This window comes from Bacillus sp. CZDM1, assembly GCF_055502545.1.
The window spans coordinates 112,607-127,424 of the sequence record NZ_JBUESO010000006.1 but is presented as its reverse complement, the minus strand read 5'-3'; the positions used below and the strand labels follow the sequence as shown (position 1 = coordinate 127,424).

The window sequence follows — 14,818 nt, the reverse complement described above, 5'->3', positions numbered from 1 at the left end:
TGTTCGGTAAAACCAGCAGGAATGAAAAACGGCAATCTGAAAAAATAAAAGGAGGAAACAATCATGGTTAAAAATTATGTTGACGACAAGGATATGGAACGCAAGGATGAAGATGAAATTAAGGACCGTTATGAAAAAGGAAGAACGGGATATAACGATGGTGAAGATCCTTCGATGAAGCAAGAATTCCCAGGCGATGAGATTGTGGAGGATTTACGAGAGCTTTCACGCCAGAGCGGTCAAAAAGATGACGGTCCCACTTATCTAAGTGGTGAAAATGTCCAACAAGAGAATGACAGGCTGAGATATGGTGATTCGATTTCCAAGAATGGTGATAAACAATTTCAAGATCCCCCATCGAAATCGCAGAATAAAAGTAACGATTAAAATAGTAACCGATCCTTAATCTGCCATACACTGCCTTTACTATATAAGAGGCTTGCACAAATAGGTGCAAGCCTTTTTCTTACATCCTAATCACTACTATTTCACTAGGAGTTTGTGTCTATTCGTAACTCTTCCTTATTCTGGTATAATGCTAGAAAAATATTTTTTAAAAAAATAGGTTTAGCATTTTACGATAAAGGGTATGTAAACAGTAAATATTTTCAGAGGTGATGACATGAAGGTAAATATAGAACAGCATCAGAATGAAAAGGAAATACTTGTGAGTGTTACCGGAGAAATTGATGCGTATACAGCGCCGAAGCTTCGGGAGGAGTTACTGCCTCTTGCGGAGGGGAAAAATAAAATCATTACGGTGAATCTAAAGGATGTCTCCTACATGGATAGTACTGGGCTTGGCGTATTTGTAGGGATGTTCAAGCAGCTGAACAAAAACGAGGGAGAACTTAGGCTGGTTGAGTTATCAGATCGCCTGAAGCGTCTGTTTAAGATTACTGGTTTAAGCCATATTATGAGTATTTCCGACAATGCAAAGGATGGGGGACGATGAAACACGTGATGGATTATGTTGAAATGAAGATTCCAGCCAAACCGGAGTATGTGGGGGTCATTCGATTAACGATTTCGGGAATAGCCAGCACCATGGGTTATACATATGAGCAAATTGAGGATATAAAGATTGCCGTAAGTGAAGCCTGCACAAACGCGGTGCAGCATGCCTATCCAGAAGAGGAAGGCGGAGAGGTTATTGTCGGCTTCGGCATTTACGAGGATAAGTTAGAAACGATGGTTGCCGATAGTGGTCAAAGCTTTAATTTTATACAGAAAAAAGAAGAACTGGGCCCCTATACAGAGTCAACTACAGTCGATCAACTTTCAGAGGGAGGGTTGGGTTTATATCTGATCGAAACGCTCATGGACGAAGTCCGTGTTTCGAATACGTCCGGAGTAACGGTCTTCATGGTGAAGTATCTAGGCGAGGAGCGTGAAAATCATGACAAAGCCACCTCAGAACGTGAAACGAACTAAGGAAGAAACATATGCGTTGATCCGGGACTTTCAGGAGAACGAGAGTGAAGCCGCCCAATCTCTCTTAGTGGAACAGTACACCAATCTGATTGGGAGTATTGCGAGAAAGTATTCAAAAGGAAGAAATTTGCATGAAGATATCGTGCAGGTAGGGATGATTGGATTGTTATCCAGCATCAGACGGTTTGATCTCAGCACCGGGAATCCATTTGAAGCCTATTTAGTCCCGATGGTAATTGGAGAAATAAAACGATTTTTAAGGGACAAGACGTGGGATGTTCATGTACCGAGGCGGATCAAAGAAACGTGGCCCAAATTGAACGGAGTGGTGGACGAGCTGACCAACCGCTACCAACGATCACCTAAGATACCTGAAATCGCTGAGCATTTAGCGATTTCTGAAGAAGAAGTACTAGAAACCATGGAATTAGGAAAAGGGTATCAAACAGCTTCTGTTGACCAAACAATTGAAACCGGTTCCGATGGCAGCGGGGTTACAGCGTTAGATGTGATCGGGTCAGAAGATAAAGGATATGAAAAAATCGACCAGCAGCTACTACTTGAGAGTGTCCTTCATGTATTGAACGACAGGGAGAAGCGGATTATTCAGTCGACGATTATCGAAAACAAAAGCCAACGCGAAGTGGGGGAGCTGTTAGGAATTTCGCAAATGCATGTCTCACGAATGCAAAAAAAGGCGATCGAGAAATTGCGTAAGGCTCTTGCCCGTAACCAGCGTCAGGATTGCTCCATCTAATAAAGTGCCTGACCGTGATTGATCATGAAGGTCAGGCATCATCTTTTGCAAAAGGGGGTTAAGCCCAATGCCAATGAAGATTGTCATCGTCGATGATAATAGTACGAATCTCATGATTGTGGAGAAAATCCTAAGGAAAGCCGGCTATGGTAATTTGCTTAAGCTCTCATCTGCAGGGGAGTTATACCAATATTTACAGCTTGATGCACCTAATCCGAGTGAAGTGCCGGTAGACTTAATTTTAATGGATATGATGATGCCGGAAATTGATGGAATTGAGGCCTGCCGGCACGTTTTGAGCAATGAAAGGTTCTCCGACCTGCCTATTATTTTTGTTACGGCGATGGGAGATTCCAATAAAATGGCTGAGGCAATGGATGCGGGAGCCCTTGATTATGTGTTGAAACCGATTAATAAAGTCGAACTCCTCGCCCGGATTCGTTCCGTCCTGCGGTTAAAGCAAGAAAAAGATTTGCGGAAGGAACGGGACAGAAGAATTCAATATGAACTTGACTTAGCCAGACAAGTGCAGCGAAGTATGCTCAGCAGCCCGCTAAAGGAAAAGGATATCAGCATTTCCTCAGTGTACAGGCCCACTTTTGAGCTAGCTGGGGACTTCTATGCCTGGTATCAGATTAGTCCAAATCAATATGGTGTAATCCTGCTTGATATGATGGGTCACGGGATATCATCCTCGCTTGTCGGGATGTACATCTATTCTGCGTTAAAAGATAGTATTACGGGAATGGTTGATCCGGAAAAGGTCATGTTAGAACTGAACAGGCGAATGAATCAGCTTCATAACCCTGATAGCTTAATGAATTACTATTTTACGGCAATCTACTTTGTCCTCGATACGAAAAAACAGACGATTGAATACGTCAATGCTGGTCATCCTGCGGGAATTGCGATTGTCGATCAGGAAGTGAAGCTGTTAACAGAAGGGTCATGCGCACTCGGTTTTTTTGAGGAGATTGAAGTCAACAAAGGGGTCATTCCATATCATGATTCTGCCCGAATCCTGTTGTTTACGGATGGATTATCAGAATGGCTGGAGGAAAAATATGAGGATGCAAGTGATAAGCTGATTGGGGCTTTGCAGGCGGAGGATATGCAGGATCCTGCTCTGTTGCTTCATCAACTGCAGCCAGGCTGGGAGCTCGTCAATCCGCCAAAAGACGATATGTGTCTCGTCTTGATTTCTACAAATGCCTCCTCATAGAAGGGTGTCAGCGTTTTGGCTGACACCCCGGTTATGTTGGTATGGATTAACCTGCCAGATAAGCTTCAAACATCCATCCATGCTTTTCTAATGAGGTGCGAATGTGAACGAGCATATCAGCAGTCGGCTGATCCTCATTTTCCTCTGCAAGCGAAATCCCTTCTGTGAGCTCGGTGCAAATCATCTCAAAATCATCTGCTAGTATTTGGATCATTTGCTGCGCATCTTCCTCACCAGTTGCTTCTTTTAGTGTGGTAAGTTCCAGGATCTCTGTAAGAGTAGCGACCGGTAACGCCCGTTGCGCCAGCATTCTTTCCGCAATCGTATCAAGATGTAAGGCTGCCTCCTTGTAAAGTTCCTCAAATTTAACGTGCAGGGTGAAGAAGTTTTCTCCCCTTACATACCAGTGGAAATGATGCAGCTTCATGTGAAGAACGGAAAAGTTCGCCACCTGCCTGTTGAGAGTATCAGTTAACGTTTTGTCTTTCGATTTTGTTTTAGTAGTTGTTGCCATAATAATAACCTCCTCCAAATTTGTGGTGTACCTATTACATACCCGGTTTACTAGATTTGAAACTTGTAATTTTTACAAGAGGAGGTTGGTACAAAATTCCCATTGGGTGAGATTACTAGAAACGATATGATAGAAACATCTATTTTTGTACAAAGGGGGAAAGCGGAGAATGAAGGGATTACATTTCAACATCCACACGAAAATGATTGCAGGCTATTTATTCATTTTGATTTGCTTAGTGGTCTCCCTGTTGATTGTCATGAATCGGATGTCGGCGATGCAGGAAGAGGTCGATTTCGTCTCACAGCATGATATCGAGGTTCACAATTTGGCAAATCAGATTCAAAAGAATGTTCTAGATATGGAAACGGGCATGCGAGGATATGTGATTACAGGCAATGAGGAGTACCTCGAGCCCTACAATACAGCCTCCAGGAACTGGCTTGACAACTTCAATACACTTCATTCCCTGCTGGCGGATAACGGGAACCAGCAGCGGAATTTAGAAGAAATGAAGCCGCTGGTTCAAAACTGGGTCACGAGTGCTGCTGAATATGTCGTGGAACAAAAAAAGGTAAATAACCAATCCGCATTAGATGAGTATTTTAATGATACCAAAGGTAAAAAAATGACGGATGAACTACGGGCGCATTTTGATTCCTTCCTTGAAAATCAAAAGAACCTTACAAATGAACGTGTTGAGAAATTAAATCAGAACAATAACAATTTAAAAATTGCGTTATATGGCCTTATCATCGTGGTTACTTTGATTACGATTGCCACAGCTGTATTTCTGTCCAATTCGATTGTTAAAACAATTAGGCAGGTGGTGCGGACAATTAAAAGTGTTACGGATTCAAGAGAGACAGAGGTTGACCTTTCGACAAGAATTGAGGTCAGTACTCATGATGAAACACGCGAACTTGCCGAAGCGATGAACGAGCTTCTCAGCAATCTTGAGAAACAGAATTGGGTTCAGAAAAACATCGCGGAAATCTCAACCATGTACCAGGGGATGACGGATTTGACTGAATTGACGCATGCCTTTATCACCAAGCTTGCTCCTATGCTTGATGCAGTTTACGGCGTTGTCTATTTGCGCAGAAATAAAGGCAGTGAGGTTCGCTACGTGAAAGAGGCTGGTTATGCTATTGCCGGTGACGAAGGGGCTGCGGCGAGTTTTCGGTTAGGAGAAGGGTTAATTGGTCAAGCAGCCATGGATAAAAGAATCTTCCTGATTGATCAGCTGCCGGAGGAGCATTTTAAAGTCACATCGGGGTTAGGTGATTCTTCTCCTCGAAATCTTTTGGTTGCACCCATTTTAGTGGATGGCAGGGTAGAAGCGGTCGTTGAATTTGCGGCGTTTCACCACTTTATGGCTCATCATTTAACCTTATTGGATCTGCTTCAGGATAAGTTCGGTTCTGCGATTACCAATGTGGCCGGAAGGATGGAGGTAGAAAGGCTGCTCGGGGAATCACAGGTGTTAACCGAAGAACTTCAGGCGCAGTCAGAGGAACTTCAAGCTCAATCGGAAGAGCTGCAAATGCAGCAGGAACAGCTGCGGATTACCAATGAATATTTAGAAGAACAGAAGCAGTTCGCTGAACAACGAGCGTTTGACTTGAAAAAAGCGAAGGATGAACTGGAAGACTATTCAAGGAAACTGCAGATGAGCTCGCAGTATAAAACGGACTTTCTCGCGAATATGTCTCATGAGCTGCGCACGCCATTAAACAGTATTTTAATTCTATCTCAAATGCTGATGGAAAATGACGAGGAAATGGACAGCTCAGAAGTGAAGGAATCCTCTCGGGTTGTCTACACGGCCGGAAGTGACTTGCTGCGGCTGATTGATGATATCCTTGATTTATCAAAAATTGAAGCAGGTAAAATAGAAATTTTAACAGATGAAGTCAACGTGACTGAAATTCCACAAATGATGAAGAGCATGTTTGACCCTGTTGCAGCCAAAAAGAATCTAACCTTCGAGGTGCATACGGCTGCAAATGTACCTTCTGTGATCACGACAGACGGGCAGCGCTTGCAGCAAATTTGGAAGAATCTATTATCCAATGCCTTTAAGTTTACGGAACAGGGTTCTGTAACAGTGAAAATTGAACGTGCTGGACAGGAAATAGTGGAGGAACTATTGCCTGGTCTGGATGAGGATGAAATGGTGCTGGCCATCTCTGTGAGTGATACAGGAATCGGTATCGCTAAGGAGAAGCAGCAAATTATCTTCGAAGCATTTCAACAGGTGGATGGTACCACTAACCGGCAATATGGCGGAACTGGTTTAGGGTTGTCGATATGCCGTGAATTTACCCGTTTACTTGGCGGTGCGATCACAGTTCAAAGCGAACCGGAAAAAGGAAGCACGTTTACCCTGTATATCCCTGGAAGACTGGAGGCCGCTGAATATCCTCTACAGCTTGAACAACTAGCGCTAGATGAGGTTGCAGTAAGTGTGAGCGAGTTGGCAGAGGTCCGGCAATCGATTAGCGAAGAAACAGTAACGGTCGAGGTGGTGGAAGCGGAGGCTACTGATGACCAGTTATTTAAAGGGAAGAAAGTGCTGTTGGTTGAAGATGACCGCCGGAATGTATTTGCACTAGTCACGGCTCTCGAGAAAAAGGGTGTGAAGGTTCAAGTGGCAGAGAACGGCAAGCGGGCAATTGAATTTTTACAGAAACAAGCAGATTTTGACCTCGTATTTATGGATATCATGATGCCGGTGATGGGGGGCTATGAAGCGATGAAGGTCATCCGGCAGGACTTGGATATGGAAAGACTGCCGATTATTGCGTTGACGGCCAAGGCGATGAAAGGGGAACGGGACAAGTGTATGGAAGCAGGCGCTTCTGATTATATTATGAAACCATTAAATATCAATCAGTTATTCTCGTTAATGCGGGTGTGGCTGACACAGCAGGTGAATGAAGAGTGAATGAAACAAAGAAGGAAGTCGTAACGGACATCAAGCAGCTGGAGCCAAATGAGCTTCAGAAAATAGAAATCAAATTGCTGCTGGAGGGCATGTATCAAATGTATGGCTATGACTTCAGAGGCTATGTCAGAGGCTCGATAGGCAGGAGAATTTTAAACCGGATGAAGGCGGAGAGGCTTCCAACCATTACGGCGTTATTGGAAAAGGTGCTCCACGAACCGGGGGTTTTGGAGCGTCTGTTGAACGATCTTTCCATCCGGATGACCGAAATGTACCGAGATCCTAGTTTCTTTGCTGCCTTTCGTAACGAAGTGGTGCCCTTGCTTCGGGAGCTCCCGGAAATCAGGATATGGCATGCCGGCTGTGCCACAGGTGAGGAGGTTTATTCCATGGCGATCCTTTTGCAGGAGGAGGGTCTTTGGGAGAAAACGAAAATCTATGCAACGGATATGAATGAAAAAGCCCTGATGGCTGCGGGGAAAGGGGCCTTTCCGTTAAAAAAGATGCAGCAATATACGAAAAATTACTTGAAAGCCGGTGGGAAAATGGCGTTTTCCGAGTACTATACCACGGACCATCAGTTTGCTTATTTTTCACCTAGCTTGAACGAGAACCTCACCTTTGCCCAGCACAATTTGGTGAGTGACAGCTCGTTTAATGAATTTCATGTGATTTTATGCCGCAATGTGATGATTTATTTTGATAGCACCCTGCAGCAGCAGGTTCACGGTCTATTTTATGACAGTCTGGCGGACGGCGGATTCATTGGGCTGGGAAGTAAAGAATCGATTCTAGGTATGCCGAAGGGTATGAATTACACAGAATTTAATTCGTGTGAAAAGATTTATCGTAAAAAAGTAGATGTCTGACTCTGAGTCAGGCATTTTTTTTATGTTTGATAGGGTTGTTGAAAGGGTATTTCTTTTTAAAAAGACTGTGGGGGGAACTGGATGAAAATAAGAATCGAGATATTTTTTGTCGTGATAATGTTTTACTGTTGCTGGATGGTTCTTTTTACAAGACTCCCCTTTTGGTGGAAAGCATTAGGGGTGAGTGTGTATGCAGCTATCATTATATACAGTGTGGTGGAATTATGGCTTCAGAATCGTTCTGTACCGAGAACTCTTTTATGGACATGCCTGTTAATCTTAGTACCGGCAGCCGGTTATATTTTCTATGTGTATTCAGGGCAATTGCTCTTTAAAGGGGAACTTTTTAAAAGCAAACGTGCCAGTGACCGCGAGTTGTTCGAGGCACTTGGTGAAAAAAAGCTGCCAGTTGAGGTGCCGCCTAATCTCAATGGCCAGCAGCGCGGGTTTATCAGTTATCTAAAAAGGGTGACCCTAACGGATCAAAGCCAGAATACTAGGACCCATATTTTAAAAAACGGCGAGGCAACTTTTGAGGAGGTGAAGCAGCGGTTGAAGGAAGCGAAGGAGTTTATTCATTTAGAGTATTATATCTTTCGCTATGACCGGCTGGGGCAGGAGTTGATGGATATCTTGAAACATAAAGTACAGGAAGGTGTGGAGGTCAGGCTGATCTACGATGCGTTCGGAAGCTACACCCTTTCTGAACAAGATAGGAGGAAAATGGCAGACTCCGGGATTCAGCTTCACCCTTTTCTGCCGCTGAAATTCGGATGGTTTACGCAAAAGTTTAATTTCCGCAATCATCGAAAAATCATTGTCATTGATGGGAAAATTGGATTTGTCGGCGGGTTGAATGTGGGAGTGGAATATCTTGGTGAGGATAACAAGATTGGTTTTTGGTGCGATACGCATGTATTGCTGAAAGGAGAAGCGGTCCAGACACTGCATGCTGTTTTTTTATTAGATTGGAAATATGTCTGTGGCGAAAAGCTGTTTGAAGATCCCCGCTATCTCAAGGGTGTGCCGGCTGAGGGGGATGGTCTTGTCCACGTGGTCGCAACTGGACCAGAAACCCGCGACATGGGTGATCATTTATATGCGATGATTACCTGTGCAACAGAATCGATATGGATTGCGACACCGTACTTTATTCCCAATCAGACCATTCTGACAGCATTGCGGGTAGCGGCGAAAAAGGGCATTCAGGTCCGGCTCATGGTGCCTGAGAGCAATGACGGTTTTCTTACCCAATATGCCACTCAATCCTATTTTTCAGAACTTCTTCGTGCCGGAATTGAGCTCTACACCTACCAAAAAGGATTCTTACATAAAAAAGTGATCATTGTCGATGGTGACACCGCCTCGATTGGAACGGCGAATATCGATCTGCGCAGTTTTCATTTAAATTTTGAGGTACATTTGTTTTTAACAGGTACCGACAGCATTGATGACCTTGTTAGTCATTTTGAAGAGGACCTTAAAGAATGCACCCGGGTTAGGCCGGTTGCTTTTTACAAAAGAGGTCTAAGTGTTAAATGGAAGGAATCCTTTGCCCGGCTGTTCTCGGGTGTCCTCTAAATCAGTTCAAAGGCATCTGTCTCCAAGCAGATGCCTACTTTTATGAGAGCATAAAAAAGAAGACTGCAGCATTTGCAGTCTTCACTTCGTTCTATATTATACGTTTCGTCTAATCATTCGGAGTACAAGGCTTAGGATAAGCACAAAGACAATGGCGCCGAGGAGTGCTGGTAAAATGTAAAAACCTCCTATTACAGGTCCCCATCCCCCTACAAGTGAACCAATCCAGGCCCCGATGAATCCTGCAATGATATTTCCAATGACGCCGCCCGGAACATCACGCCCCAGAATCAGTCCGGCCAACCAGCCGATAACTCCTCCAATAATTAATGACCAAATAAATCCCATGAAAATCTCTCCCTTCTGTTTTCAGTGAGTATGGTTAATAAATACCCGACATTTCAACACCTAAACTTATAAATGAAAAAACTTGTCACGATTTTGTTCCACACGTCCTATTAAGGTGTTCTCATTGTTGTTCATAAGCGTTCCCAGATAACGCTGGCAAACTTTTAATTCATAAGATAATTGAATAAATCCTTCCCGGTCCCGATTATCCAGACACTGATCGATTTTTTGTTTTAACAAACTAATCTTTGTAATTAACTCTGCCCTTTTCTTCATTTTATACCTCCCAATTATTCCTTTTTAAAATAACTAATGGTTAAATACCCTAATATCTGATCACTTAAACTTTTTTTAAAAATAGGTTTCGTTTATTTAAAGAGCGGATATATAACTGGTACAAGCTGACACATCAGCTGGCTATAACGCTTGAGGAGGAATGAAAATGGAAACTTTAAAAATAGTAGAAAATGGAGTTGAAGCTAGAAAGGAAATCGCTCAATTTCAGATGCAGGGATTTACGAAGGACGAAATTTATCTATTCGCTCATGACCATAACCGTGCTGAACATCTTACAGAAGCACTGAATATAAGTGCTATTGGCGTGGGAGAACAGGGGGTACTTGAATCAATCGCCAACGTATTTCGCTCCAGGGGGGATGAACTGCGATCGAAGTTAGAGTCATTGGGATTATCAACTCATGCTTCGGAGCTTTGTGAAGAACAAATGGACCAAGGAAGAGTTATTGTCATCGCTTCTAAATCAGCTTAATCTCAGGATAATAAAAAATAATGAGGTGAAAAATCATGAAGAAGTCTATTCAAAGCGTAGAGAAATTAAAGGGTATGCGTAAACGAGCGAGACCTAAAAAGAGGGAGAGTCACTCGCTCATGCATTATTTTAAAAAACCAATTATTCATAAGGAGATACACGGGGACAGAGTTTACGTTCCGTTAAGAATCAGCAGGATTTGGAATGGAATCTAGATGTCACCTACACCTATTAACTGCCTAAACACTGATGGTGACCACATAACCAGTGTTTAGGCAGTTAATGCGTTAAAAATTTGCTATAATAAAAACGAAACTTTCCAGAGTTTCATCCGTCAGTATGGTATGCACCTAAGTTATGCATAAAGGCTGTTTTTTGCATAAATGGTGACAGGCACCATAAAAGGAGGCACCATAAAAGGGGCACCATAAAAGGAGGGGTTTGATGGATGGTTTTGGGCAAATAGCGTTATTTAGTATCTTCTCACATCTGGTGTTTATCGCTTTGGCGTGGTGGGCGCTGCAGTCTATTCGCTTAGATAAGCTGCTGAAACCGAACCATGTTTTTCAAGCACGATTGCTCTATATATTATTGGCCATTGTCATTGGATCGTCGGTTAGTAATTTTTTCCTAGATTACCTTCAATGGTCGAGACAGCTGCCATTAATTTTACAATACATACAACTGGTAAAAATTTAGGTCTTCGTACATGTATCTTTTTTAGGGAAAATTGAGTACAATTCTCTTTGTGTGAAAAAATAAACAAAGCTCACAGCTTAGATATAGAGTTAGCGCAAAAGCGAAATTACTTCAATGTGAAGAACCTCATGCAAAAACTTAAGCTATTCTAACGCAGGAAATAGGTAATTTTTCAATAAAAGATCTTCGATTTCAAAAAGCTTGTCAAAAAGTGACGACATTTCCCAAGTATGCTCTTGTCTCCCTTGGTAACAATGGTAGTAAGGGGGAGAGTAGAGATGAAGAGAAATAAGGTCCTTTTTAGTATAGGTATGTTGATGATCGTTGGTTTGATGGCGGTCCTTGGCAGTCGGATGACGGCAGCCAGCGGTGAACTCGAATTAGTAAAAATCGCCGACGCTTTTCAAACAGAAGATATTTTGCTCGAAGAATGGTCGTTTTATGCAAGGGAGCATTTGGTTGACCTGAATACAGAGAGCGAAGTGCAGGAATATGTGAAGGAGCTTCAGCAAAAGTTTCCTGATTGGGATTGGTCTTCGAGTGAGGCCAGCGACAAATGGGAAGTAACAGCAGTATCTCCGACTTCTAAACACCACACAGAAATGCTTCAAATTATGGCAACCCACACAATACAACCTGTAGATGCGTATATAGTATATAGGGTCAGCGGTAAAGAGTGGAACAAGGAGATGGAGTCCTTTTTCACGGAGAATCAATTTAGAAATAGGCTTTCCGACATATTTCGGGGGAATCCAACAATTTTCTCTAGTATGAAGGGTAGTATCAATGATAAGATTGATAAGGCTGTACCAACTATCGCTAGTGATTTAATGGAAATTTTTAAAGCAAAAGAAATCGAAGCGTTAAAAGAGGATAATTTCATGTCTGTATCGGCGAACTCGCCAATGTTTACAGACTCCATATCACAGAACATGAATTTACAAATTGGGATACGCTCCGAAGGATTGGGCGGAAAGACTACCATTGTAGTTGGCACACCAATCATTACGATTGAATATTAATATAGAGAAAATGGACGCGGAGGGGAATACTCTTGGAAAAGATCATCGTCCGCGGCGGACAAAGGCTATACGGATCGGTTAAAGTAGAAGGTGCAAAAAATGCGGTCCTGCCTGTACTCGCTGCCACATTATTAGCAAGTGACGGAAAAAGTGTAATTCGTGATGTACCTACACTCTCCGATGTATACACAATTAATGAAGTATTGCGCAACTTGAATGCTGAGGTTGCCTTTAACAATAATACAGTTGTCGTTGATGCATCTAGAGTGTTGAAAGAAGAAGCGCCTTTCGAATACGTTCGTAAGATGCGCGCATCTGTCCTCGTGATGGGCTCGCTGCTCGCCCGCAATGGCCGTGCACGTGTGGCTTTGCCAGGCGGATGTGCAATTGGTTCTAGACCGATTGACCAGCACCTTAAAGGTTTTGAAGCCATGGGCGCTAAGGTTAAAGTAGGAAATGGATTTATCGAAGCGGAGGTTGAAGGCCGCTTAAAGGGAGCAAAGATTTACTTGGATTTCCCAAGTGTTGGTGCAACTGAGAATATCATGATGGCTGCAACGCTTGCAGAGGGTACGACAATCATTGAAAACGTAGCAAAGGAACCGGAAATCGTTGACCTGGCTAACTTCTTGAATAAAATGGGCGGAAATGTCCGAGGCGCAGGCACGGGCACTCTTCGTATTGAAGGCGTGGACGTATTGTTTGGCGCTGACCACAACATTATCCCTGACCGGATTGAAGCAGGTACCTTTATGGTTGCCAGCGCGATTACGGGCGGAAATGTATTGGTACAAGGTGCGGTCCCTGAACACCTATCTTCTTTAATTGCAAAAATGGAAGAGATGGGCGTTACGATTATTGAGGAAGGTGACGGCGTTCGTGTCATCGGTCCTGAAAAGCTTAAGGCTGTTGATATCAAAACGATGCCGCATCCTGGCTTCCCAACGGATATGCAATCACAAATGATGGCTCTTCTGCTTCGTGCAGAAGGAACTTCGATGATTACCGAAACGGTTTTCGAAAACCGCTTCATGCATGTTGAGGAATTCCGCCGGATGAATGCTGATATTAAGATTGAAGGGCGTTCTGTAATTTTAAACGGACCTTCTAACTTACAAGGTGCCGAAGTTTCTGCAACAGATCTTCGTGCCGCAGCTGCTCTGATTTTAACAGGGTTGGTTTCTGACGGTAATACACGCGTAACGGAATTAAAGCATTTAGACCGTGGATATGTGAACTTCCATGGAAAATTAGCTTCTTTAGGCGCAGATATCGAGCGCGTGAAGGAAGCAGAAGAAGTTTTCCCGGAAGTGCAAAGCTATATTACGGATTTGAACGCGTAATTTTATAAAAAATAAGGAACCGAAGAGGGTATCTGTGATGGATGCATTCTTCGGTTTTTTATTATATGTTGTTTTTAGAAAATTCGGTCATTTATTTTTTGTCATAAATGCTTGTCCGCCTCCATATGATGGAATGAGAAAGCGCCCAGTTAGGGTGCGTAAATTTCATAATTGGAGGCTCCTACATGAAAAAATTCAAACCACTCATCCTACTAGCGTCATTCTTATTTGCCCTCACCCTACTCATTCCAGCGCTCCTAGTGTTACCGTTCGGGGATGGGAATGCTAGCGGCAAATTAGGTGAAGACCTATCCAACAAAGCCCCAAATTCCGAAACGGCAGACAATCCATCAAAAGACGCCGCGGTAGAAGTGGCAGTTTACCGCTCATCGGCAGGACAAATTGATAACGTTCCACTAGAGGAATACCTTGTCGGGGTTGTAGCAGCTGAAATGCCTGTGGAGTTCAAGGAGGAAGCCTTGAAGGCACAAGCTTTGACAGCTCGAACGTATATTGTTAAAAAAATGCTGAGTGAAGATGGCATCGGCGTTCCCGAAGGTGCACAGGTAACGGACACCCAGCTTCATCAGGTGTATTTGAGTGAGGAGCAAATGAGAGACAACTGGGGAATGGAGTTTGAATCGAACTACGCGAAGATTCTTTCCGCGGTTAGGGACACGAGCGGGCAGATTTTGACGTATGACGGTCAGGCCATTGACGCCTCCTTCTTCTCCACCAGCAATGGCTACACCGAAAACTCCGAGGACTACTGGCCCAATGAAATGCCTTATTTGCGGAGTGTATCAAGCCCCTGGGACAAAAATTCCCCTAAATTTAAATCTGTTAAAGAAGTGACGGTTAAACAATTTGAATCAGCACTGGGTGTAAAGGTTGGAGCCAGCGAGACGATTGGCAAAATCGTGGAGTACACGACAGGCAAGCGAGTCGCCAAAGTCGATTTTAGCGGCAAGGTCCTGACCGGAAAACAAATTCGTGAAAAATTGGATTTGAGGTCATCTGATTTTGAGTGGGAGCGGAAAGGAAATAGCATTGTGATTACAACTCGCGGCTTCGGTCACGGCGTCGGTATGAGCCAATATGGCGCAAACGGGATGGCCGCCGATGGGAAGGATTATCAGGAAATTGTGAAGCACTATTATCAGGGTGTAGAAGTGACAAGTGCGGATACGATGCTTGCTACGATTACGGCGAAGAAATAGATTGTGGTGGAGCCAGGCACTTGTGGTGTCTGGCTTTTTTGCTTATGATTAGGCGGTCGGGAATTAGTTAGGCAGATAAACAAAGGGAAT

At 43.5% G+C, this 14,818-nt stretch carries 17 protein-coding genes; 14 read left to right on the top strand and 3 right to left on the bottom strand.

What is annotated here, in order from left to right:
• The first annotated feature begins 63 nt into the window (after positions 1 to 63).
• The 5 genes from ACY3XC_RS15555 to ACY3XC_RS15535 all read left to right on the top strand — a co-directional run bounded on the left by ACY3XC_RS15555 (position 64) and on the right by ACY3XC_RS15535 (position 3,413).
• Entirely contained in the window at positions 64 to 387 is a 324-nt protein-coding gene (locus ACY3XC_RS15555) for a hypothetical protein (RefSeq protein ID WP_464869363.1), read from the top strand.
• A 235-nt stretch (positions 388 to 622) separates the two neighbouring features.
• Positions 623 to 955 carry an anti-sigma factor antagonist gene (locus tag ACY3XC_RS15550; RefSeq protein ID WP_179158087.1) on the top strand — a complete coding sequence of 111 codons (333 nt, stop codon included), beginning with the start codon at positions 623 to 625 and terminating at the stop codon, positions 953 to 955.
• Positions 952 to 1,434 carry an anti-sigma B factor RsbW gene (rsbW, locus tag ACY3XC_RS15545; RefSeq protein ID WP_179158088.1) on the top strand — a complete coding sequence of 161 codons (483 nt, stop codon included), beginning with the start codon at positions 952 to 954 and terminating at the stop codon, positions 1,432 to 1,434. The genes ACY3XC_RS15550 and rsbW overlap by 4 nt, the downstream gene beginning before the upstream one ends.
• Positions 1,400 to 2,191 carry an RNA polymerase sigma factor SigB gene (gene sigB, locus ACY3XC_RS15540; protein ID WP_464869362.1) on the top strand — a complete coding sequence of 264 codons (792 nt, stop codon included), beginning with the start codon at positions 1,400 to 1,402 and terminating at the stop codon, positions 2,189 to 2,191. The genes rsbW and sigB overlap by 35 nt, the downstream gene beginning before the upstream one ends.
• A 73-nt stretch (positions 2,192 to 2,264) precedes the next feature.
• A complete protein-coding gene (locus ACY3XC_RS15535; protein WP_464869530.1) occupies positions 2,265 to 3,413 on the top strand; it encodes a PP2C family protein-serine/threonine phosphatase in 1,149 nt (382 codons plus the stop codon).
• Between the two features lie 46 nt (positions 3,414 to 3,459).
• Here ACY3XC_RS15535 and ACY3XC_RS15530 read toward each other — a convergent pair whose 3' ends face one another.
• Positions 3,460 to 3,927 (bottom strand): Dps family protein, encoded by a 468-nt coding sequence (locus tag ACY3XC_RS15530; RefSeq protein ID WP_179158091.1) that lies wholly within the window; start codon positions 3,925 to 3,927, stop codon positions 3,460 to 3,462.
• Positions 3,928 to 4,096: 169 nt separating this feature from the next.
• On the opposite strand from ACY3XC_RS15530, the gene ACY3XC_RS15525 reads away from it, so the two are divergent.
• The 3 genes from ACY3XC_RS15525 to cls all read left to right on the top strand — a co-directional run bounded on the left by ACY3XC_RS15525 (position 4,097) and on the right by cls (position 9,327).
• Positions 4,097 to 6,877 (top strand): CHASE3 domain-containing protein, encoded by a 2,781-nt coding sequence (locus ACY3XC_RS15525; protein ID WP_464869361.1) that lies wholly within the window; start codon positions 4,097 to 4,099, stop codon positions 6,875 to 6,877.
• A complete protein-coding gene (locus ACY3XC_RS15520; RefSeq protein ID WP_179158093.1) occupies positions 6,874 to 7,746 on the top strand; it encodes a CheR family methyltransferase in 873 nt (290 codons plus the stop codon). The genes ACY3XC_RS15525 and ACY3XC_RS15520 overlap by 4 nt, the downstream gene beginning before the upstream one ends.
• A gap of 81 nt (positions 7,747 to 7,827) precedes the next feature.
• Complete coding sequence (gene cls / locus ACY3XC_RS15515) at positions 7,828 to 9,327, top strand: cardiolipin synthase (RefSeq protein ID WP_464869360.1); 1,500 nt, start codon at positions 7,828 to 7,830, stop codon at positions 9,325 to 9,327.
• 96 nt (positions 9,328 to 9,423) lie between these two features.
• On the opposite strand, the gene ACY3XC_RS15510 is transcribed toward cls, so the two are convergent.
• On the bottom strand, positions 9,424 to 9,675 hold the full coding sequence (locus ACY3XC_RS15510; protein WP_095247574.1) for a GlsB/YeaQ/YmgE family stress response membrane protein: 252 nt from the start codon (positions 9,673 to 9,675) through the stop codon (positions 9,424 to 9,426).
• A gap of 66 nt (positions 9,676 to 9,741) precedes the next feature.
• A complete protein-coding gene (locus ACY3XC_RS15505) occupies positions 9,742 to 9,951 on the bottom strand; it encodes an IDEAL domain-containing protein (protein ID WP_179158096.1) in 210 nt (69 codons plus the stop codon).
• A 166-nt stretch (positions 9,952 to 10,117) separates the two neighbouring features.
• Between ACY3XC_RS15505 and ACY3XC_RS15500 the strand changes: the two genes are divergently transcribed.
• The 6 genes from ACY3XC_RS15500 (at position 10,118) to spoIID (ending at position 14,728) form a co-directional block, all read left to right on the top strand.
• Positions 10,118 to 10,444 carry a YflT domain-containing protein gene (locus ACY3XC_RS15500; protein ID WP_464869359.1) on the top strand — a complete coding sequence of 109 codons (327 nt, stop codon included), beginning with the start codon at positions 10,118 to 10,120 and terminating at the stop codon, positions 10,442 to 10,444.
• A 35-nt stretch (positions 10,445 to 10,479) separates the two neighbouring features.
• Complete coding sequence (locus tag ACY3XC_RS15495) at positions 10,480 to 10,659, top strand: hypothetical protein (RefSeq protein WP_179158098.1); 180 nt, start codon at positions 10,480 to 10,482, stop codon at positions 10,657 to 10,659.
• Between the two features lie 226 nt (positions 10,660 to 10,885).
• The gene (locus tag ACY3XC_RS15490; RefSeq protein WP_464869358.1) at positions 10,886 to 11,143 is read left to right on the top strand and encodes a DUF1146 family protein; all 258 of its coding nucleotides are present in this window, start codon (positions 10,886 to 10,888) and stop codon (positions 11,141 to 11,143) included.
• Between the two features lie 278 nt (positions 11,144 to 11,421).
• Positions 11,422 to 12,165: a YwmB family TATA-box binding protein gene (locus ACY3XC_RS15485; RefSeq protein ID WP_464869357.1), complete on the top strand. Its 744-nt coding sequence runs from the start codon at positions 11,422 to 11,424 to the stop codon at positions 12,163 to 12,165.
• A 32-nt stretch (positions 12,166 to 12,197) separates the two neighbouring features.
• Positions 12,198 to 13,508, top strand: coding sequence for a UDP-N-acetylglucosamine 1-carboxyvinyltransferase (gene murA / locus ACY3XC_RS15480; protein ID WP_464869356.1), 1,311 nt, complete (start codon positions 12,198 to 12,200; stop codon positions 13,506 to 13,508).
• A 185-nt stretch (positions 13,509 to 13,693) separates the two neighbouring features.
• Complete coding sequence (gene spoIID / locus ACY3XC_RS15475; protein ID WP_464869355.1) at positions 13,694 to 14,728, top strand: stage II sporulation protein D; 1,035 nt, start codon at positions 13,694 to 13,696, stop codon at positions 14,726 to 14,728.
• Positions 14,729 to 14,818 lie beyond the last annotated feature (90 nt).